Origin of the sequence: Microcoleus sp. S13_C5 (genome assembly GCF_036700845.1) — a bacterium.
Classification (GTDB): Bacteria; Cyanobacteriota; Cyanobacteriia; order Cyanobacteriales; family Microcoleaceae; genus Microcoleus.
The window spans coordinates 74,028-95,465 of the sequence record NZ_JAUBPR010000004.1 but is presented as its reverse complement, the minus strand read 5'-3'; the positions used below and the strand labels follow the sequence as shown (position 1 = coordinate 95,465).

The window sequence follows — 21,438 nt, the reverse complement described above, 5'->3', positions numbered from 1 at the left end:
ATGATAAGGAGTCAGAAGACAGAATTTAGAATTCAGAATATCCCATGCCCCAAGTCAGGGGTAACGGTCACGGAAAGAATTTTTCCGGCTACACGATTAAAATCGGGGGCTTTAAACCTGGATTCTCCATCCAGTCGCACAGAATTCATTCTGGATTCTGCCTCCTAAATTCAGAATTCTTCTTCAGTAAAAATACTGCTATGTTGAACTTTTTTTCTTCTCCTCGTTCCATCCGGCTCGTCAACCCTTTTAAATTGACAAGCTGATGGAAGAACCCTGAGCAGTTTTGCTTACTTCAATCCTGGCTTGAAAAGCTTCTTTCAGGTGGGGCATATGGGTAACGGTGAGGATGCAGGCGAAGTCCGAGGCGATCGCATTAATTGCAGCAATCAGCCGATCGCACCCTTCAGCATCCTGAGTCCCGAACCCCTCATCAATAATCAACATTTGCAAAGCCGTACCCGCCCGCTGAGACAGCAGTCTCGCCAGCGCCAGCCGAATCGCAAAATTAATCCGAAAAGCTTCACCGCCCGAGTAAGTTTCGTAGGCGCGAGTACCGCGAGCATCAGCAATTAAAATGTCTAAAGTGTCAATCAATTTAGTTGCTTTTTTAGAAGCAGCAGCCCGCTGAGTAATAAATTGAACGTGCAATTGATTGGCGCTCAATCTGGACAATATCTGATTGGTTTCAGCTTCGAGTTGAGGCAAAACATTTTCAATCATTAAAGCTTGAATGCCGTTTTTACCAAAGGCTTGACCCAACTCTTGATAAACTCGCTGCTGGCGTTTAGCAACTTGCATTTGCTCTTTTTGAGCTACTAGCTGAACTTGCAGATTCTCCAGATTTTGCTGCTGCTGCTGGAGGCGTCCGAGACTTCCCAAATGTTGATCTAGCTGCTGGCGGCGGCGACTCATTTGCTGTTCGATCGCACTTATTCTGGCTGTGGGATCGGGATGTTCTTGCAATTGCTGGTTCATCGCGGCAGTTTGAGCGCTGACAGCTTGCAAATCTCGATCGCGCACTGCAATGGAATTTGCTATTTCATTAACCCGCTGCTGCACTTGCGGGTACTGCACAGTTGCCGATCGCAATTTTTCGGCGCGGGCGATCCAAAACTGCGATCGGCGCATTTCGCTGCGGACGTGTTCGTGCTGTTCCAAATTATAGCCAATTTCCGCAATGTATCTATCTAAAGACAGAATTTGCTGCTGTATTTCCGAGCTATTTTTTTGCTGTTCTAACTGTTGCTGTACTGTGGCTAATTGAGTTTGCAAATCCGGGCGGCGGGCATTAATTTTATTCAGTTTCTGCTGAGCATCTTTGATTTGAGCTTGCTTAATTTCCGCCCACCGCAAGCGCTTTTCATCGCTGCGGGCGAGGGAGTGGCTGCGATCGCTGTAATTGAGCTGTTGCAGTTGCTGTTCAATTTGCTGGAGTTCGCCCAAGTCATCGGCTGCATACTCGCCGGTGCGTAGCAACCGCTCTATTTCCGCAGCGTCTTGACGCATACTTTGCAGCCGGTTTTCGTCTTGGCCCAGGCTATCTAATTGTGCTTGCAAATGGCTGCGGCGTTCCCGCAATTCTTGGTAGGGCGCTAATTCCTCTTCTAGTTCGCGGTATTCATGTCTGAGAACTTGAATTTCGCGCTCCGAGACGGCCAACTGTTCGCGCACAACCCACAGTTGGTTCCAGATTTCCTGCTGTTGGGAGTGGTGTTTTGCGACTACCAAATTCCAGTAGTGTTCGTCTAAAGGTCGATCGCACAAAGGACAATTGCCAAAATTTGCATCCCGCACCATTAAAGGCGAATTCGATGGCTCGTTTTCCGCAAAATTCGAGGCTTTACCTTCACCTGCGGTTTTTTCTCCTTCATGTTTCCGCAGCAGTTGCAGTTTTTGGTCGATCTCGGCGAGTCTGGTTTGATAGTCGCGGCTTTTGGCTTGCAGGTTTCCTAGAAAGTCGTGCCTTTCTTGACCTTTTTCGCGGACTCGCTGCTGATAAACTCGCTTGTTTTCCAACTGCAAAATTTGATTGGCGATAGCCGAGATTTCCTGCTGTAATTGTGGCTGTCGCTGCTGCTGCTGAACTTGCACCTGTCGGTTGATTTCGTCTAAGCGGGCGGTTAAACCGGCGCGGGCCCGATCGAGCTTTTGTTGCTTTTGCTGCTGCTGTTGTAAGAGGGGCGAAACTTGCAATTGCAGTTGCTCTAGTTCGTTGACGCGCGATCGAACTGCTTGCAACTGTGCGAGTCCTTTATCAACCTCCGGCTGCTGTTTGAGAATTTCCAGAACATCTTTTTCATCTTGTTCTAAAACCTCTAATTGAGCTTGCAACTGCTGAATTTTGCTTTGCAAAAAGCTCAGTTCTTGCCGTTGCTGTTCTTGCAATTGCTGACGCTGATTTTGGGCTTGTTGGTGAGCTTTGAATTTGCCAGCCAGAGTTTCTTCTGTGGCTTGCAAGCTGTGGAAATACGCAATGCCTGCTGTTATTTCCTTTTCTTGCCCTAGGAGGGCTTGTAGCTCATTTTGCTGCTGTTTTGCTGCGCTGAGTTCTTGCTGCAAGCGGCGGCATTCTTGAGTGATATTGTAGTGCTGTTGCTGGTGGCCGGCGAGGAGTTTTTGCCAAGTTTGGCGGTTGTGGTGCTGGAGTTGCAGTTGCTGTAACTCGGTTGTGTCGGCTTGCTGCTGCTGCTGAAGCAAATCTGTTGCTTGCTGCAATTGAATTTGTTCGGAGGCGATCGCCTCTTTTTGTTGCAGTTGCTCTTGTACGGTTAGCAAACTCTGTTTGAGCACTTCGACTTGAGCTTTAAATTGTTTGGAGGTATCTTTGGCTTGGTCGGATAAAGTATCGTAGGAGTCGAGCTTGAGCAGGTTGGCTAAAACTTGTTTGCGTTCGATCGGCTTTTTGAGCATAAATTCATCAGCTCGCCCCTGCCGCAAATACGCCGAGTTGATGAAAGTATCGTAATCTAGTTTGATGTGTTCGAGGATTTTTTGCTGAGTTGTTCTCAGACCTTTGTCTGTGAGAGTGCGAAAATTAAGTTTTTCCTTACTCTCGGCCGAATTCAAGCTGACTTGAAATTCCAAACTTCCCGATTGTCCGCGCCGGCGGTTGCGAATCACGCGATAGATTTGGCCGCCGGTGGAGAAAGTGAAATCAACGCGCACATCTGTTTCGCCGATATGGATGATATCGTCTTCTGTATCGCTGCGGCAACAGCCCCAAAGTGACCAGGACATGGCTTCTAAGAGGGAGGATTTGCCAGCACCGTTAGGCCCGCAAATGCAAGCAGTGTGCAAGCCGCGAAAGTCTAAAGCAGCTTCGCGATAGCTGAGAAAATTTTTGAGTGTAAGTTGTATAGGAATCATTTAGGCCATCGCGCCATACAATCTATCTATAAATAACACTATTTGTACGCTGTTGCCTAGTTATTCAATCTAGATCCAGAACAATTGTCAGTGCTTCTGCAATTTCTTCCATAATTGTCTCGGACAGGGTTCCGAGTTGTCGGACAAATCTTTGTTGCGAGACGGAACGGACTTGAAAAGTATCGGCGGCGGAGAGTTTAGTCAAGCCATTTTCGTCGCTGGGATCTAGTCGAACCATCCAATTTCTCTCGGTGTATCGCTCTTTCCAGTCAGTGATGGGAACAATAACTTCAAGCAGCAAAATTCCAACCGTTTCATCGCTGACAATTACTACCGGACGGGTTTTGCCGATTTCGGCGCCCACAGTAGGTTCAAGCGCAACCAGCCAGATTTCGCCTCTACGCATTAGTTTTTATCCCTGCGTTAAGGTATTCTTCCTCGGATTCAAAATAGGGTTCGCTGTCAGCCGACCACAAATCATGTAAAGCACCTCCCGGCATATAATCTTTGACTGCTGCTTCTGCTGCGGCTCTGAGTTTCCGTTTTCTCTCGGCTTTGCGCTGGGCTTTTTCTTCTATTTCTTCGCGCATCATCCGCGAAGCTGTTTCGATGATTTCTAGACGTTCTTCTGCTGTCAGATTTTTGAGTGCTGCTAAGATTTCTGTTTTGGTCACGGTTTTTTCGGGTGGTTGCTGAGAAAGTGCGATCGCACCATCATTATATCTTTCACAAAAATCAATATCAGCGCTCTGTGCTTATGACGCAACCTACATTACCGGTCTGTGCTTATGGCGCACCCTACATCGATCGCATAGGAAGATTTTCCATCATCAAAAAGGGTTGACTGTATTCCTACAGCCAACCCCGCGCCTATTTATTTGTCTTGCGTTTGCTCAAACAGCAACACTACCGGGCAATATTCGGGAACGTATAGCCGACACCGACTAACAATCCCACGTCAGCTCCGTCAACAAAACCAATATTCAGTCCCGCTGTTGCTGTTAAATTTCTCGTCAGCGGCACATCTACACCCCCCGAAATCAGGAAGCCAAAATTACCGTCATCCCCGGTAGTAACTATCACGCCAGCACCTGCATAGGGAGCAGCACGAATCACAAAATCATCGCTGACTTCGACGGTTTCTTGAGATACAAAATCGAAGGTAACGGGAACTAAAAGAGTTAAGTTGTCGCGGAACAAAACAGTCGGTCTCACCGACAAATTGTTCGTCAAACCGATTTTGCTAATAATCGCAAATGAACCGTCGCCTAAGGCTGAATCTCCGCCAAAACCTACATTGCCGCCAATGCCGATGTAGCTGGGCCCAGAACGGGTAGCTCGGCCTGGTCGGATTTGAGTTCCTTGAGCCACTTTTTCAGTTGCTTTTGAGGCAGTTGCCGGTTTTTCAGCAACTTTCGGTTGGTTTGTCAAAGCTGAGGCGGAAGTGCTGACAGGATTGCTCAACAATTCTTGTGCTGTTTGGACTTCTTTTTCTTCCTTCGTTGCTGTTACTTCAAGATTATTGCTCTCGGCAACAATTGAGGTAGATCGATCGCTCTTTTTGGCTGTCTCGATCGTTGACTCCACGTTGACGATATTATCAGCAATTTTAGCGGTTTCTTCCGACTTTTCAGTCTCAGCAGCAATGGAGGTATTTTGCGCTGTTTCTGTCTCAGCAATTTCAGATGTTGCTGCTTCTGATTTTTCTGGTGCAGCAATAGATACTTGCAAGTTGGCGGCCGGTTCAGAGGCTGCTGGCTCTGCCGCTTCTGTTAGTTCGCTCCAACTGATAGAATCAATTTTTTTATTACTAGCCGTTGTTTCTGCCTCGAGTTTAACTGCTGAAGTTGCCGTCGGCTCAGAAATTTGGTCAATATTTTGAGCGGCTATTGTTGCAGTTGTAGCGACATCGGGCAAGTTGCCAGTTTCAGCTTTCGCTGACATGGTACTGCAACAAACAGCTAAAGCTGCAAGATTTATTAACGCAAAAGTAGACTTGGAAAATAGACTATTCATAGAAACTCCTCACTGAAGGGTGTGTTAAAAGTGTAAGTGTTTGAGGGCGACCGTCGAGAGCTTTGCTAAAAAAAGACACAAATATGAGTTGTGTTGTTCCTAGATTGCCATTTTACCGTTGAATAGTCAACTCTCAAGCTGATTAGATTCAAGAACGGACGGTGGGTTTAGAAGCTAATTTTAATTTACAGAGCGATCGGCAAAAAATCAATCCTAGGGATGATTGCACCCTTGCTCCTGTTTAATTGAGGGGTCGATCGTGCGTCTGGCTTGCATTCTACAATACTGTACTTGGGGGCGCTGCACTCGCAGCCACGCCGGAAAAATCCGGTTTTTGAGGGCGCACCAGCTCGAAACCAAGTGACAACAAGCTTTCAAAACAGTTTTGGCAGCCCCGCCGTCCACAGCAAGTGCAGTTAATACAACGCGATCGGCTGCTGCACAGTCCATGACAATTAATGTAGAATAATACCACCGATCCGAGAAATATTTGTGGATCGATCGTGTCAAAATTACTGAATATTATGAAAATTGTGTAAAATTTAGTGTTCTATTTGTAAAGTTTAGCCTTCGCTTTCGCTCAGGGTCTGACCATCTAACAACAGCACGCAACTAAACAAGTAAAAAAATACAAATTATCTCCTCTCAACCTGACTTTATGAGCAAAGTTCTAGTCATATTAGGCGAATTGAGCGATCGCGACATCGATTGGATGCTCGCCAACGGCACCCGCACCCAACTCCTCCCCGGCACAACTCTGATCACCGAAGGTAAGCCCTTAGACGCCCTGTACATAGTTCTAGAGGGAACTTTGAGCGTTGCTGTATCATCTTTGGGCGACAAAGAAATTGGAAAAATTATTTCCGGGGAAGTTTTGGGCGAAATGTCTTTTGTAGACGGGAGGCTTCCTTCTGCTAGCGTCACGGCAATTGAAGAGTGCCTCATCCTGTCAATTCCCCGGCGGCTGCTAACTGAAAAACTCGAGCAAGACGTGCTTTTTTCGCTGCGCTTTTATCGGGCGATTACCAAATTTCTGTCGTCGAGACTGCGGGGTACAGTCAAACGCTTCGGCGATGATAGTGATGGTTTAATATATGAAGAACCCAACGACGAGGACGCTCTCCCGGAAAATGCCGAAAATCCCGATTTGGCGGAATCGAGATTTCAATGGCTGTTGGAGCGTTTGAAGGGGAGTTGAAGTTTGGCAACAAGCAGTGTACAGGATTTAATGGATTTAACACCAATTCCCAGTTACCAATTTGTAGTTACCAATTCCCAATTCTCACTTTCCAATTAGAAAACATATTTTTCAGCGACGCGCCAATAGCGGGAAAAACGCTTCAAATCAATGTAACCATCGTAGCGGACAAAGGGTTCCGGTGGCAAAACTTCTACTGGGTGCGATCGCTTAATTTCCCGGCAAATATCCTGAAACCGAGGACTGGGACTTTCGGTAGTTACCACTTGATTCGCGCCGGATTCGATCGCAAAAGCGATAACTTCTGCCGCCACATCGCCCCGCCGAATAACTACCGGCAACTCCAGCAAACATTCGTAAATAAACACCATTCGTTTGAGACTCAACTGCCATTCATCAATGAGCGCATCATCCCAAACCCAGATTGCCGATGCCTCTGGGTGCGCTTGAAAAGCCGGGCCTTCAGGACTCAAGCAGTCGCCGTGCAGCCAAATAATCGGATTGTTCATAAATTGCGAATTGTTGACGGTTGACGGTTGACTGTTGACTGTTGACTGTTGACTGTTAACTTATGACAACTGCCTACTGACAACTGACAACTGACAACAGTCAACTGACTTTTTAATTTCTGCGACCTTTTTTAGGCCGATCCCAACTTTTAGAACCGCCGCTGCGATCGACCTTTTCTCCCAAAGGAAACAACTTGCCTTCCAAATATTCGTAAGTTCCCTCAAAATCGCATTGCCCATAAAAAGGACAATCGCGACAATAAACCGCCTTAGTGTAACGCTCCAAATTTTCCCGATTAAAAAAATAAGGTTTGTGACTAAAAGTGCTTGCTACCCACTGCCAAGAAAGATTATTGCTTGCCGGATCTCCATCTAGCAAATGTTGCAAAAACCAGCGAGCCCCGACTTGCCAACGCACGCGGCGCCAGTGTACGAGATAAGCGGCAGTCCACATCCGCTGGTGATTGTGCAAATAACCAGTTTCTCGCAACTGGCGGCTGAAACTGTCGATGCAAACCAAACCAGTCGTGCCCTCGACGACATCCTGCGGGAGAGTTTCGCTGTAATCTTTAGCAGTGTAACCAGTTTTGTAGGGTTCCCGGTCTTCCCAAATCCCGTTGCCCAATTCGGCATACAGTCGCTGCCAATAATCCCGCCAACCCAACTCGTTGACAAGTTTCACTGCCTCTTCTGGATGCCGCACCTTCTCCAGTACGGCATCCCGGACTTCCGCAAGACTCAAAACCCCGTAGCGCAAATAGGGCGACAAGCGCGTTACCGCACCGTTGAGAAAATTGCGGGTTGAGCCGTATTTGCTGGGGTCAATTTGTTGCAGGGCTGTCTCGGCTGCTTTCCGCCCGCCTAGGATCGGGGGTACGCTGCTGTCCCGGGCGGCGGCTTCGGGGAACTGTTCACGCAGGTAGGCAATTAATTCGTCGCGGCTGGCAAATTCCCGCTTCATCTCCTGACTCATGGTTTTCTCAAGCGCCTGCTATTCTTTTCTAATGTTAAAGCTATTTGTTCCGGCGTGCCTGGTCGATCGCCCATCCATTGCCACGATCTCCTGGTAACGTACAGTTTGCCCCAGCAGCAATTGATCGTCGGTTCGTAGCCAAAATTAGCATCAAAGTCAGTACACTCAGGGATAGATATCATACCAAAATCTCATGGAAACTTTTCCGGCGGACGCTCAAGCGATCGCCAGCTTAGCTAACGGACAGCAGCAAGGTACAAAACAACTGGAAAACAGCGAAGTTCAAGAGTTTGATCGAGCCATGATGCGCCGCTGCATAGAATTGGCTCGCCGTGCTCTCGGCAAAACCGCACCCAACCCCCTTGTCGGTTCTGTAATTGTCCGAGACGGCAAGATTGTCGGCGAAGGGTTTCATCCCGGTGCCGGTCAACCTCACGCCGAAGTTTTTGCGCTCCGGGAAGCGGGCGAACTCGCCGAAGGAGCGACTGTCTACGTGAACCTGGAACCCTGCAACCACTACGGGCGGACTCCTCCGTGTTCCGAAGCTTTAGTTAAGGCCAAGGTGGCAAAAGTAGTGGCTGGCATGGTCGATCCGAATCCTTTGGTAGCTGGAACTGGGCTGGCCCGGTTGCGAGAGGCTGGCATTGAAGTGGTGGCGGGAGTGGAAGGGGAAGCTTGCCAGAAACTCAACGAGGCTTTTGTGCACCGGATTTTGTACCGCCGGCCTTTTGGAATTTTGAAATATGCAATGACTTTGGACGGTAAAATTGCTACCAGTAGCGGCCACAGCGCTTGGGTGACAGGCGAGGAGGCTCGAAGCGAGGTACACCGGGTGCGCGTCGGCTGCGATGCTGTGATTGTTGGGGGAAATACGGTGCGTCTGGACAATCCCCTACTGACGAGTCACCAGCCTGATAGGAATAATCCCCTGCGGGTGGTGATGAGCCGCACTCTGGATTTGCCGAAGTCGGCGTGGTTGTGGGAAACCTCTGTGGCGGCTACTTTGGTGCTGACTGAGCCTGGGGTTAACCGCGAATTTCAGGAATTTTTGATCGCCAAAGGGGTGGAAGTTGTGGAGCTCTCGCCGCTGACGCCGACTAATGTTATGGCTTATTTGTACGATCGATCTTTTCTTTCTGTACTCTGGGAATGCGGCGGCACTTTGGCGGCTCAGGCAATTACTGAGGGTGCAGTTCAAAAAATTATGGCTTTTATTGCTCCTAAAATTGTCGGTGGTCAAGGAGCTCCAACTCCTGTAGGAGATTTGGGCTTTTTGGCAATGACTGATGCTTTGACTTTAGAGCGGGTTTCTTGGCGCACAGTGGGTGCAGATTGTGTGGTAGAAGGCTATTTAAAAATTAAAGATTGAAAGTTAAAAGCGAGTCTTTTGAGTTTTTGATTTTTAACTTTTAACTCCTTTTATGGTTGAAATTCTGATTTGGAGTTTGATGATTGGCAGTCTCGGCTTGGAGGCTGCGCTTGTGGGTCTTTTGGTGAGCCACGAGCAATTGGATGCGGGGCAAAAATGCGATGAGGAGGAGGAAGTTTTGACTCGGTACGAATCTCAAGAGGATAATTTTAATGCGCCGGAAAATGCACGATCCAATGGCACTCCCAACTCTGAACCCCATTCTGTTGATTTGACGGTTTGGGAGTACAAGATTGTGCGGGCTAGCAACGATTTGTTCCGCAATCCTGCGATTTTTCACAAGCTATGCCGGGAAGAGGCGGAAGTGGGCTGGATTTTGCTCGAAAAGCTAGACGACAGGCGGGTGCGGTTCAAACGTCCGATCGCGCTGCGGGACGCCCCCAAGCCTAATTTACCAACGTTTGACCCTTACCGCACTCATTACGGCCCGATCTCGAATGCGATGACTTGGGCTGCGACGATCGTGTTTCTGAGTGCGATCGTGCTTCCTGCTGTTTTGGGCTATGCTTTGGTGTCTACTACTCTAACCAGAAGTCGCTCTAATTGGCCTCCGACACCTGTTCAAGCTTTGCCCTCTCCCAGGGTACCAGCAACTAATAAGTGAAACCAGGGCAAATTGTCGATCGCCCTTTTTGCAACCGGTTTTATAGCAAGTCTAAATCATTGGTGAACCCGATTTTTTTTACGAACCGCGAAGGCGCAAAGACCGCGAAGGAAGAGAGGAGAAGTGAGCAGAAGTGTGGGTTTTCTTGACTGATTTAGGCTTGCTATATACGTGAATTTGGTTTTAAAATTGGGGCGGTATTTCTGAAGGAGCGGCTAGCAATCTCAAGTCATAATTTGTATCGCCTTGAAATTGAGATACGCGGACGAAATAAGTCCCCGCAGGTAAAGGCCCATTGCTGACAATTTTTTCTGAAGACGTGCCTAAATTGTTAGACGAAGCAATAATATCGTCTAATCCAACTGCGCCGTTGCCGTTGATATCTTGAATTAATTCAACATCAACATCTGCACTCAAACCGTCAACAGTTGCACTAAAAAGGCTGGGAGTATTGAGGATGAAACTGTAAATGTCGGCTGGTTGAGCATTTCCTACAAAATCGCTCGCCGTTTGAATTTCTGTGAGAAGGCCCAGGCTTTTTGCTGCGTTCAAATTGTCGGCGGGATCGGGGAGAGTGCTCAACAGTCCTTCTTGTTGACCGAATTGAATGTAGTGGTCGATCGCACTTTTAACTGCGCCGCTTTGGACTGCTGCTGCTACCAGCGGATATTTCTCTAGATAAAAGCTGGGATCGAAGAAAACGCTGGCTTTGCGGTTTTCTAATTGACCGGCTTTGAAGTAGTGTTCAAATGGGGTAAATTGATTTGTTTGGACTGCTGTCTGCACGTCTGGGTTGCTTGCTAGATAAAAATTAACATCGAAGAAAGCGTTGGGGTTGCGTCGTTCAAATTGACCGAATCTAATAAAGTGATCGGCTGCTGAAAAGCCATTGAGTTTGGCTGATACCGCTACATCTGTATTGGTGTCTAAATAATAGCTGGCGTCGAACAGGGCATTCGGGTCGCGATTTTCAAATTTGCCAATTTTTCGGTAGTGATCGAAGGGACTCGATACCGTGCCTCTGGCAACTGCTACGGCGACATCTGGGTTGTTTTCGAGATAAAATTTGCTGTCGAACAGTGTTCTGAGGGTTAGCATTATTAAAAAAATCTCTCTGGACTTTAGTCTGGAAATTGCACGATCGAAAATCCAGTTTACATCAAAGTTTTGTTTTGTGAGGATGTCTTAATTATGGCTAAATCTGCACTGATGGCAATGCTGCGCCGCGCTGCGAGTATTGCCCAGAAATCAAAGGAAACCGGCATTCCGGCTGATGAACTGCTGGGGATGCTGAGCGCTGGCATTCTCAATTCTCCGATATCTCGTCGCCGCTTGCTGCACGGGGGCTTAGCTGCTGCGGGGGCTGTCGCTGCTGCGACTTTTACCAGGGAGGGAGGGGGAGCTTTTGCTCAACAGGGCGGACGATCGCCGATTTTGGTTGTGGGTGCGGGAATTGCGGGTTTGACGGCGGCCTATCGCTTGGGCCAAGCGGGCGTGCGCGCTGATATAATCGAGGCAACTAACCGCGTGGGGGGGCGGATACGCACGGTTCCCAAGGTGGCTGGAACGCTAATTCCGGCGGACGTGGGGGGAGAATTTATTGACACCGGTCATACTAATTTAATCTCGCTGGCGACGGAATTGGGTTTGCGGGCGATCGACTTAGCTGAGGTGCAGCGGGGATTGGTGAAGGATACTTTTTTCTTTCAAGGGCGCCGCTTTTCCCTTGAGCAATTAATCGCGGAATTTGCGCCACTAGCGAGTAAAATTAATGGAGATTTGGGCGCTATCGGAGATAACATTAGCTATCAAGATTTTACAGAAGCAGCGGAAAGATTGGACAATCTTTCGATCGCGGAATATGTAGACAAAGCTGATACTAGCACGATTGTCCGGCAGTTACTCCGCATTGCTTACACGACTGAATACGGTCGAGATCCTGAAGAACAGTCGGCGTTAAATCTGCTGTTTTTAATCGGTTCTGAAGCGGGCAGTTTTGAATTGTACGGCAACAGCGATGAGCGCTATCAAATTGACGGCGGTAATAGTCAAATTATCAACCGTTTGGCGGGTCAATTGTCTGGTTCAATCGAGGCGGGGACGGTTTTGGAAGCGATTACTCTTTTGCCGGATGGTCGCTATCGGGTAAATTTGCGATCGGGACAAAGCGCGTTCGAGCGCACTTACGAGCGAGTTTTGTTAACTTTGCCGTTCAGCACTCTGCGAGACGTTAAAATTAACGTACCTTTGCCCCAACCAAAGCGTAGGGCGATCGAGCAATTGGGTTACGGTACTAATTCTAAGTTAGTTACCGGCTACCGCAGCCGAATTTGGCGGGAACTTTATCGATCAACTGCTTCTGTTTATAGCGATTTAGGATTCCAGAATACCTGGGAAGCTACGCCTTTCGCTCCTACTCCTAACGGTTTAGTTACTAATTTTACAGGAGGAAAGCAGGGTTTGTCGATCGGTGCCGGAACTCCAGAAGACCAAGCACAAAGATTTTTGAACCAATTTGAAAGAGTTTTTCCCGGAGTGAGAAATTTGCGATCGGGCAAAGCTGTGCGAGCTTATTGGCCGGGAGAACGCTTTTTCAAAGGTTCTTATTCCTGCTATTTAGTCGGACAGTGGACGCAAATGTACGGGGTTGAAGGCGAACGAGTTGGGAACTTATTTTTTGCCGGGGAACACACTTCGCTGGAAAATCAAGGTTACATGGAAGGCGGTTGCGAAACTGGACAAAGGGCGGCTGTTGAAATTTTGCAAGACTTGGGTTTGATACCTTCTGCTGATGCTTTGAATGCTCGAACTGCGAGCAGTTTGAACAGTCGCCGTCCCAGCCGGAAAATTCCCGGAGCGCGGAATCTTAGGAATAGAAAGCCGAGTATTAGATAATCTCGTAAAGCGCGGCGCGCATCTAATTCTTGTGGGCCGTTGCTCCTAGCCCACCCATCTAATTCCTGTGGGGTGGGCTTCTAGCCCGCCCGAAAAATTAAATTACTCGTAAGGTGCACCATACATAGAGATATGCAAACGTAAAAATTATGTGAATTATTATGTACAATTTCTTGCCAAAAAACATGATTATTTTACCTTTAACACTAGCTTTATCTAGTTTGCTCATGTCGCCGATATCGGCTCGCCCTTTGCTTACAGACTTTACAAATACACTTGCTCAAAGTTTACCAGTTGATGAACCGTTTTGCTACATGAAAACCCCGGACGGCAAAACAGTAGACTTGGGCAAATTGTGCGATAAACAGCCAGCATCGGGAACTGCCCAAACTTGCATTTCCGGTTCCAACATCGCTGCCAAAGTGTCAATTGCTGCAGCCAATTATGACGGCAACTTTTTCAGCGGTCAAGTGCTTAATCGAGGCTGCAAAACAATCAAGAATGTCAAAGTCAATTATGAAGTTTTGGACGAGTCAGGCAATTTAATTGACAACGGATTTATCTTCGCTCAACCAGTTACTCTTGCACCCGGACAGTCAGCAGCCTTTCGGGGCGAAGTTGTCGCGGGGGCTAAGGTGCAGGCGACTCATGCAGACGCTCAAGAATGATTTTAGATTTTAGATTTTAGATTTTAGATTGAAGAATTGGACAATTAACCCCACGGATGAATCCGGGGGCTTTCTATCCCGGATGCTTTCGGTGAAGAATGATTGTTGAGATTTGTCCGATCGCTGTTATCATATTCTGGCTCCGATATCTCTATGACTTACGCAATGAGTGACGCAGAGATCCCCCTAAATCCCCCTTAAGAAGGGGGACTTTGAATAATAATCTTGTCCCCTCCTTATTAAGGGGGGTTAGGGGGGATCGAAGTTTGAATATTCTTGCAGAGATTCCCAAAAACAGAATTTGCGAGGGCAAAATATCTTGAAAACTCGATCGACATACTGGCAAATCTTACCCTACCTCCGTCCCCAAAAACAAACCATTGGTAAAGCATTAGCTTGTACCGTAGTATTTACCATATTTTGGCCAATTATAGCGTGGCTAGTTGGCGAAACAGCCAAATTTATAGGTAAAGGAGATTTACAAGGCTTCGCTCAAATTGCTGCACTCAGCGCCATTATATTTCTAATTCGCGGTACAGCCCAGTACGGTCAAGATACGCTGATGGCAAAAGCAGCTTTGACAATTGCTTTTGAAATCCGCAAAAAAGTCTACTCCCACCTGCAAAAACTCAATCTCGGCTACTTTGAAACTGCCAAAACCGGAGACTTATCCTACCGCCTCACAGAAGATATTGACCGCATTGGCGAAGTCGTAAATAAATTTTTTCATCAGTTTGTCCCTTGTGTTTTGCAGCTAATTGCGGTTCTGGGATATATGATTTATCTCAACTGGCAATTAACCTTGGGTGCATTAATTATTGCACCGCTGATGGCTATCTTAATTGGCTGGTTTGGCGAGAGACTGCTGAGTTACTCGCGCCAAAGTCAAAATCGCATCTCTGATTTATCCGCTTTGCTGACAGAAGTATTCAGCGGCATTCGTTTAATCAAAGCATTTGTGGCTGAAGACTACGAAATTGCCCGCTTTGCAGAAGAAGCAGAACAAAACCGCCGCGCTAAGTATCTGTCTGAACGAGTAAAAGCACTTCAGTTCGTTGTAGTTGGCTTTCTGGAAGCGATGAGCGTGATTTTGCTCTTTTTCCTGGGAGGTTGGCAAATTTCTCAAGGAAATCTCACAGGTACTCAATTTATCAGTTATATCGCAGGGGTGGCACTTTTAATTGACCCGATCGCTATTACCACTGCTAATTACGGGGATTTTAAGCAGGGAGAAGCTTCTAGCGATCGCATTTTTGAATTATTAGCAATTCAACCCACAGTAGTCGAAAAGCCTGGCGCGATCGAACTTCCCCATGTTACAGGCAAAGTGGAATATCGCAACATTAATTTTGCCTATAACTCAGAGACACCCATTCTGCAAAACATGAGTTTGTTGGTGCTGCCCGGAGAAATGATTGCTCTCGTGGGTGCATCCGGGGCGGGTAAAACTACTTTAGTAAACTTGTTACCGAGATTTTACGATCCGCAAGCGGGACAGATTTTAATTGACGGTATTGATATTCAAGATGTCACCTTAAATACTCTGCGGAGGCAAATCGGAATTGTACCGCAGGAAACAATTTTATTTTCGGGTACAATTGCTCAAAATATCGCTTTCGGTCAATCTTATTATGAACTGAAAGATGTTCAAAAAGCTGCGGAGATTGCTAACGCTCATCAATTTATTAGTCAGTTTCCCGAGGGCTATCAAACTTGGGTAGGGGAAAGGGGTGTAAACTTATCTGGCGGGCAAAAACAAAGAATTGCGATCGCCCGTGCAGTTTTGCTCGATCCCAGAATATTGATTTTGGATGAAGCTACATCGGCGCTGGATTCGGAATCCGAAGGTTTAGTGCAAGAAGCGCTGGAAAGATTGATGCGCGATCGCACGGTATTTATTATCGCTCACCGCTTGGCTACTGTGCGGAGAGCCGATCGCATTTTAGTTTTGGAAAAAGGCAGAATTGTCGAATCTGGGACGCACGAGGAGTTGCTGGAAAAGGGCGATCGCTACGCTGGCTACTACGCTCAACAGTTTAGTCAGTAGGCTACGTTAGAAACCGGGTTTTTGGCCGAATCTGCTGGCCTCAACGAAGTATTCTCGAAAAAACCCGGTTTCTGGCTACCCGTGGGTCCAGGACTGAGCCCCTACAGCTTTGAGCATGGCTTTTTTACATTCCATTAAACCCATAACACCCGTGATATTCATGCGATCGCCTATGATTATGATGCCAAAACATCACTCAGGATGACAACAGATAGATTTGGAACATTACGAAATCCATTGTCATTGGTGAGAAACAGCGTACAACCTTCACTGATGGCTGTCGCAGCATGAATAGCATCAGGGGTTTTGAGATTGGTATTAGCCCTTAAATTAGCTGCGGTTCTCAGTACAGATTGAATGATGGGAACTAGCTGTATATCTGACGATAATAAAAGTTGTTCGTAGTCACTGACTAAAATAGTGTTAGCATTTCTCAGAGGGAAAACTAAGGTTTCCAGTAACGTCAATTCACTGGTCATAAGTTCAATTTCACCTATTTGAAACTTCAGCCACAAGGGTTGAATAAGCAAATAGTAATTCGGGTTAGCTTCAACGGTGTAAATAATGACTTGTGTATCCAAGTAAATTGTCGCAGAGGATGGTAGGTTTAGTTGTCCCATGAGTTTCTTTCTTCTTCTAGTTCTCGGTCAATTTCTTCAACTGTTCTGGAAACATGACGGCTGCGGATTTCTGTAAGCAATTCCAACACTTTACGCCGCCGGCCTTGAGGCTTTTCTGGTATAATCACAAAAACTTCAACCTCTTCACCCACAGATCCAGGCGGCACTTGAATTTCAAGTTTATTTCCTGCAAGAACTTTGGTTGTAATGCGTATTGCTGACTGCATACTTCCTCCTTTGCGATGATTAATTTTCAACAGCCCCTAAAGCTTTAAGCGTGGCTTTTACAGCTTCCGTTAAACCCGTAACCCCTGTAATATTCAGATTTTCATAAGGTCTGTCACTTTTGAGTATTTTGAGGCACTCACCAGTCTCAATCTCCCACATCATAATTGTGCCATCCCGACTACAAGCAGCAATAATTTTTTCATTTGAACTGAAGGCAACTGAGTTAATTCTACTGGTATGATCTTGCAAAATTTTTAGACACTCACCTGTACGGATATTCCATATTCTTACCGTTCCATCTACACTTCCACTAGCAACTATTTCACCCGAATAACTAAAGGCAACTGAACGTATCCAATCAGTATGCCCGTGAAAAATATTGAGGCATTCACCGCTGTTGATATCCCATAGTCTTACTGTTTGATCCACACTTCCACTGGCAAGTATTTCACCGTTCTGGCTAAAGGCGATCGCGCGTACCCAACCCGTATGCCCCTGCAAGATTTGGAGGCATTCACCAGTATGGATATCCCACAGCCTCACCGTTCCGTCAAAACCTTCACTGGCAAATATCTCGCCCAAAGGACTGAAGACAACTGAGTGTACTGAACTATTATGTCCTTGCAAGGTTTTGAGGCATTCGCCAGTACCGATATCCCACAACCTCACCGTTTGGTCATAACCTGCACTAGCAAGTATTTCACCCGAAGGACTGAAGGCGATCGCTCGTGTTTCATTGCCAAATTCTGGCAAAGTATGAAGGCATTCACCACTGCGAATATCCCACAGTTTCAGTGTTTGGTCATAACTAGCGCTGGCAAGTATTTGACCCGAAGGATTGAAGGCAACTAAGTTTACCCGATCGAGGTGTCCGTGCAAAATTTGGAGGCACTTACCGCTGCTGACATCCCACAGCTTGACAGTTTGTTCGTCATCGCCGCTAGCAAGTATTTTACCGTTTGGACTGAAGGTGATCGATATTACTTGATTGCTATACCCTTGCAGTGTATTCAAGCATTCACCGCTGTCGATCGCCCACAGCCTCAGCGTTTGGTCGTAACTACCGCTAACAAGTATTTCACCAGCCGGATGGAAGGCAACTGACCCTACTTGATTGCTATGCCCTTGCAAAGTATTCAAGCATTCACCAGTGCGGATATCCCATAGTTTTGCTGTGCGATCGTGACTTCCACTTGCGAGTATTTCGCCCGAAGGACTGAAGGCTATTGACCGTACTCGATCGCCATGTCCCTCCAAAGTTTTGAGACATTCACCGCTACCGATATTCCAAAGCTTCACTGTTTTGTCGGCGCTTCCACTAGCAAGTATTTCACCCGCAGGATGGAAAGCTACTGAAAACACGTTTTTGGTATAACCGTGCAAAATTTTGAGGCATTGACCAGTACCGACATTCCACAGCCTTACTGTATTGTCGCCGCTGCCACTGGCAAGCATCTCACCAACAGGATGGAAAGCGACTGAAAATACAACTTTAGTATGGTCTTGCAAAATTTTGCAGCATTCACCCGTGCGGATATCCCATAACCTTATCGTGCGATCGAAACTCCCGCTAGCGAGTATATTTCCATCAGGATTGAAGGTGACTGACATTACCGATCCGGTATGTCCATGCAAAACTTTTAAACATTCACCAGTCTTGACATCCCATAACTTGATTGTATTTTCATAACTCCCGCTAGCAAGGATTTTACCATCAGGACTGAAGGCGACGGACTCCACTACGTTGGTATGTCCTTTACAGGTCAATATTTCTCTGCTACTGCTAGCTTCCCACAAGCGAACTACGCCATCAGTATCACCTGTAGCTAACACTTGGCCATCAGGACTAAATATTACCGACCGAAGACTACCAAAGACTTTAGTAAAGGCAGAATTAGCCAAATTCGCTTCAGCAAAATTGACGTGGCGCAGCGTCGCATTTGTAAAATCAGCACCTAAAATAACTGCACTAGAGAGGTCTTTACCTTCTAAAGCAGTCTTGTCCTTTTTTAACAACAGCGTCGCCGCATTCCCTCCCACATAACCCACCTCGCTTTCAGTTTTGCCCCGCGTTGCTTCCAGAATTTCCAGAAGCGGCAAAACCCCGGTTTCTGAAACCATCGGCAACAACAAATCCATCACAGCTTTCGTCAGAGGCGCGTGTCCGAAACTCTGACAGAGTTGACCTAAATCTTCAGCAACAAATCCCTTTAAAGGCGCGATAAGTTCGTTGTTATTTCTCTTCTGGGCCTGAAGCCGACAATAATTAGACCAAGTGTACGATCGAGGCGCTGCATCAGGATTGACACAAGACTGTTCCGGCGCAACTAATTCGGTAAAATCTGCCGCCAAAACTCCCAATTCCGCTGCAAATTTATAAGCGACAAAAAACTCTAACAACGAACGGTGCGCCGGAGTATAATCGCCATCTGCATTGCGGATCAGCATCGTTTGACCCATCATGTCGTAGTGCCAGTGGTCTAAGTCTTTTTCCTCTTGTACGACAGAACCAAACAAGCTGCGAATGCGATCGGGAAAACCGCGATAATTGATACTCATTTGGTCGGTAGACAGCATTTCCCAAGACAGTTCGCACAAAAAGTAAAGCTTATCTGCTACAGAAGTAAAAGTACGTTCTGCTTTGATATCTCTCTCTATCTTCCGCCGCACCGCATAGAGATAAATCCGCGACATATCGACTGGTTTTCCAGCTTCAATATCGGGCAATGCTTCCAAAATTAACTCGGTCATCACCGGGCGACGCGCTAAATCCAATAACTGCGGGTTTCCCATGACTTTTTCGACAGTCGCCGCTTCTGTTTGAAATGACAGCGCTTGCCGAATTTGCTCGTCATTAAATTTTTCTAGTTCTAATACTTCAAATTGGGGAGTTTCGCCTGTTAAAATAGTTGTTGATGCTTGCAGTTCTGCATTTAATAATGCTCGTCCTTCCGTGGCTTCCGGAAAATGTTCGGTGCGGCAAGTGAGGAGAACTTTCGCGCCGGGAACGACGGTTTTTGCTAATTCCCAAAAGTTGTTAATCATTTCCTGCCGATCGCACTTAGCGGCCATTTCATCAAAACCATCGAAAATCAGCAGAAATTTGCCCATGCGATTGAGTTGTTCAAAGGCAGAATAACCCGCCAAAGGTATCTCGTGCTTCCGAAAGAAAAACTCGGAAAACAGCGACTCAACGCTAACTGCTTTCGCGTAATCTCGCAAAGGAATTACTAACGGCAAACGCGGACGTTCTAAGCCGCGCTTTTGAGCATCTCGGTAGCGTTGCAGTGCCATCCAAGCATAGTGCATCGCAAACCAAGTTTTCCCCGTCCCAAATTCTCCTAAAACTGAAATATGTTCTTTAACTGGGTCATCTAACCACAGGTCAATATAACCTTCGATCCAGCCATCTCGACCGTCATAATGACTCACGCCTATCTTGCGCTGAGTATCGGGGTCAAATTCTTCTTTCGTACAAGCTAGCGGCACATATTTAGTATCAATTCCTCGGCTGGTTATTTCAGTTTCTAGCCAATCCAAATAAGCGGTGAAATCGGCATCTTGGTCGAGTAATTCATCAAACGTATAGCAAGCTAAATTACGATTTTCGGGTTTCTCTACCTCATCCCGCGCGGCGCGACTGATGCGGCGGGCTGTGACTAACCACCCTTCATCGGTGCGATGTTTTTCCACCGACTCGCGCAAAGCTGAGATATCCCTGAGTCCGGCTTCTCCGGCAATTCCGCGCACTAAAATGCGATCGTACCGATTGCGTCTGACGGGGACATTGATAATCCATTCAAAATAGTTATCCTCCGAGATTTGATAGGTTTCAAACTTATAACTTAAGGTTTCAAACCAACCACGAACTTGTTGCGATAAAATAAAAGCTTGAGACTTGTGAATATTCGTTGATGCAGCAGCAGGAAGTGCCAGATAATCTTCGGTTTCTAAGCGGGCAAATTCGGTGCGAATTCCTTCTATAGTGGGGAGGCGTTCGATGCGATCCATTACCATAGATAAACGTTTTTGCAAAGAGGCGAGCGCATTTCCCATCATCACATCTCCCAGCGTCCGCGTCCGCTTTGCTACTTCCATAAACACGGCAGCAAATGCCATGAATTCCCGTCTGGGGTCAATGCCTAAATCTCGAAGTTCTTTGCCTAAAGCACTCTCATTCAGATAGTCATCGCCTGCTTTAATTAAAATGGCTGGGCTATCGGACTCGAAGGCTTTGCGAAATGCTGATTCAATCTCTTTTTGGCGAAACAGTTCTAAAATCTGCTTGGGTTTGCCAGCGCCGTATTCTACTAAAGTATAAACATAAACTCCGCTAAAATCTGCGGGCGGAGCATCGGGATCGAGGTTAAATCTTTTTAATAATTTGATCACAGCTTCGTTGCGTTGAAGCTTGTCTTTGATGGTGCCGAAGGGAATTGCCGTCAGGAGGCTGATAACTAAGTCGAGACTAATTGGGATCATTGAGATATTCCTGTTTGTCCGTGGAAGTAATGCTCAAATCTAGAATCGGTAGGCTGTGTCCCTGAAATGCGCTGCGGGCGATCGCAAACTCTCTATTTTTATGTTAACCTATCAGCCAACTGTCGCGCACTGACAGTCCGAGATTCGCACAATCCGAGATTTGCCATATTCCGATAGTAATCTAACAGTCCGAGATTTGCCATATTCCGACAGTAATCTAACAGTCCGAGATTTGCCATATTCCGACAGTAATCTAACAGTCCGAGATTTGCCATATTCCGATAGTCCGCCAGGGGTTGAAACCCCTGTATCATAGCAAAAGTCCTCTAAAGAGGACTATGGAATCATATTTTATTTAGTAATTTGATTCGACCCAGGTATTATCTTGATATGCACTAAC

19 protein-coding genes are annotated in these 21,438 nt (G+C 46.7%); 6 read left to right on the top strand and 13 right to left on the bottom strand.

What is annotated here, in order from left to right:
* Positions 1–249 precede the first annotated feature (249 nt).
* The 5 genes from QUA04_RS02495 to QUA04_RS02475 all read right to left on the bottom strand — a co-directional run bounded on the left by QUA04_RS02495 (position 250) and on the right by QUA04_RS02475 (position 5,895).
* Entirely contained in the window at positions 250–3,369 is a 3,120-nt protein-coding gene (locus QUA04_RS02495) for an AAA family ATPase (RefSeq protein ID WP_333253438.1), read from the bottom strand.
* Between the two features lie 64 nt (positions 3,370–3,433).
* Entirely contained in the window at positions 3,434–3,775 is a 342-nt protein-coding gene (locus QUA04_RS02490) for a type II toxin-antitoxin system PemK/MazF family toxin (RefSeq protein WP_333253436.1), read from the bottom strand.
* Positions 3,768–4,043 (bottom strand): hypothetical protein, encoded by a 276-nt coding sequence (locus QUA04_RS02485; RefSeq protein ID WP_333253434.1) that lies wholly within the window; start codon positions 4,041–4,043, stop codon positions 3,768–3,770. Before QUA04_RS02485 ends, QUA04_RS02490 begins: the two co-directional genes overlap by 8 nt.
* Before the next feature lie 232 nt (positions 4,044–4,275).
* On the bottom strand, positions 4,276–5,385 hold the full coding sequence (locus tag QUA04_RS02480; RefSeq protein ID WP_333253432.1) for a hypothetical protein: 1,110 nt from the start codon (positions 5,383–5,385) through the stop codon (positions 4,276–4,278).
* A 213-nt stretch (positions 5,386–5,598) separates the two neighbouring features.
* Positions 5,599–5,895: a hypothetical protein gene (locus QUA04_RS02475; RefSeq protein ID WP_333253430.1), complete on the bottom strand. Its 297-nt coding sequence runs from the start codon at positions 5,893–5,895 to the stop codon at positions 5,599–5,601.
* A 148-nt stretch (positions 5,896–6,043) separates the two neighbouring features.
* Between QUA04_RS02475 and QUA04_RS02470 the strand changes: the two genes are divergently transcribed.
* Positions 6,044–6,583 carry a cyclic nucleotide-binding domain-containing protein gene (locus QUA04_RS02470; RefSeq protein WP_333253428.1) on the top strand — a complete coding sequence of 180 codons (540 nt, stop codon included), beginning with the start codon at positions 6,044–6,046 and terminating at the stop codon, positions 6,581–6,583.
* Between the two features lie 95 nt (positions 6,584–6,678).
* Here the strand turns inward: QUA04_RS02470 and QUA04_RS02465 are convergent, their stop codons facing one another.
* The 3 genes from QUA04_RS02465 to QUA04_RS02455 all read right to left on the bottom strand — a co-directional run bounded on the left by QUA04_RS02465 (position 6,679) and on the right by QUA04_RS02455 (position 8,247).
* Positions 6,679–7,092, bottom strand: a complete 414-nt coding sequence (locus tag QUA04_RS02465) for a hypothetical protein (protein WP_333253426.1) — start codon at positions 7,090–7,092, stop codon at positions 6,679–6,681.
* Between the two features lie 112 nt (positions 7,093–7,204).
* On the bottom strand, positions 7,205–8,065 hold the full coding sequence (locus tag QUA04_RS02460) for an FAD-binding domain-containing protein (protein ID WP_333253424.1): 861 nt from the start codon (positions 8,063–8,065) through the stop codon (positions 7,205–7,207).
* A complete protein-coding gene (locus QUA04_RS02455) occupies positions 8,062–8,247 on the bottom strand; it encodes a hypothetical protein (protein WP_333253422.1) in 186 nt (61 codons plus the stop codon). Before QUA04_RS02455 ends, QUA04_RS02460 begins: the two co-directional genes overlap by 4 nt.
* An 11-nt stretch (positions 8,248–8,258) precedes the next feature.
* Here QUA04_RS02455 and ribD point away from each other — a divergent pair, with 11 nt between their 5' ends.
* Positions 8,259–9,434: a bifunctional diaminohydroxyphosphoribosylaminopyrimidine deaminase/5-amino-6-(5-phosphoribosylamino)uracil reductase RibD gene (ribD, locus tag QUA04_RS02450; protein ID WP_333253420.1), complete on the top strand. Its 1,176-nt coding sequence runs from the start codon at positions 8,259–8,261 to the stop codon at positions 9,432–9,434.
* Positions 9,435–9,486: 52 nt separating this feature from the next.
* Positions 9,487–10,098 carry a hypothetical protein gene (locus QUA04_RS02445; RefSeq protein ID WP_333253418.1) on the top strand — a complete coding sequence of 204 codons (612 nt, stop codon included), beginning with the start codon at positions 9,487–9,489 and terminating at the stop codon, positions 10,096–10,098.
* A 183-nt stretch (positions 10,099–10,281) separates the two neighbouring features.
* On the opposite strand, the gene QUA04_RS02440 is transcribed toward QUA04_RS02445, so the two are convergent.
* The gene (locus QUA04_RS02440) at positions 10,282–11,196 is read right to left on the bottom strand and encodes a PPC domain-containing protein (RefSeq protein ID WP_333253415.1); all 915 of its coding nucleotides are present in this window, start codon (positions 11,194–11,196) and stop codon (positions 10,282–10,284) included.
* 93 nt (positions 11,197–11,289) lie between these two features.
* Between QUA04_RS02440 and QUA04_RS02435 the strand changes: the two genes are divergently transcribed.
* The 3 genes from QUA04_RS02435 (at position 11,290) to QUA04_RS02425 (ending at position 15,708) form a co-directional block, all read left to right on the top strand.
* Positions 11,290–12,993, top strand: a complete 1,704-nt coding sequence (locus QUA04_RS02435) for an NAD(P)/FAD-dependent oxidoreductase (RefSeq protein WP_333253412.1) — start codon at positions 11,290–11,292, stop codon at positions 12,991–12,993.
* Between the two features lie 185 nt (positions 12,994–13,178).
* Positions 13,179–13,661, top strand: a complete 483-nt coding sequence (locus tag QUA04_RS02430) for an FxLYD domain-containing protein (protein WP_333253410.1) — start codon at positions 13,179–13,181, stop codon at positions 13,659–13,661.
* Between the two features lie 319 nt (positions 13,662–13,980).
* Entirely contained in the window at positions 13,981–15,708 is a 1,728-nt protein-coding gene (locus QUA04_RS02425; RefSeq protein ID WP_333253408.1) for an ABC transporter ATP-binding protein, read from the top strand.
* A 176-nt stretch (positions 15,709–15,884) separates the two neighbouring features.
* Here QUA04_RS02425 and QUA04_RS02420 read toward each other — a convergent pair whose 3' ends face one another.
* From QUA04_RS02420 to QUA04_RS02405, 4 genes are all read right to left on the bottom strand, one after another.
* Positions 15,885–16,328, bottom strand: coding sequence for a PIN domain-containing protein (locus QUA04_RS02420; RefSeq protein WP_333253406.1), 444 nt, complete (start codon positions 16,326–16,328; stop codon positions 15,885–15,887).
* Positions 16,316–16,555, bottom strand: coding sequence for a hypothetical protein (locus tag QUA04_RS02415; RefSeq protein WP_333253403.1), 240 nt, complete (start codon positions 16,553–16,555; stop codon positions 16,316–16,318). Before QUA04_RS02415 ends, QUA04_RS02420 begins: the two co-directional genes overlap by 13 nt.
* A 19-nt stretch (positions 16,556–16,574) precedes the next feature.
* Positions 16,575–21,038, bottom strand: coding sequence for a WD40 domain-containing protein (locus QUA04_RS02410; RefSeq protein WP_333253401.1), 4,464 nt, complete (start codon positions 21,036–21,038; stop codon positions 16,575–16,577).
* A 98-nt stretch (positions 21,039–21,136) separates the two neighbouring features.
* A complete protein-coding gene (locus QUA04_RS02405; protein ID WP_333253399.1) occupies positions 21,137–21,313 on the bottom strand; it encodes a hypothetical protein in 177 nt (58 codons plus the stop codon).
* Positions 21,314–21,438 lie beyond the last annotated feature (125 nt).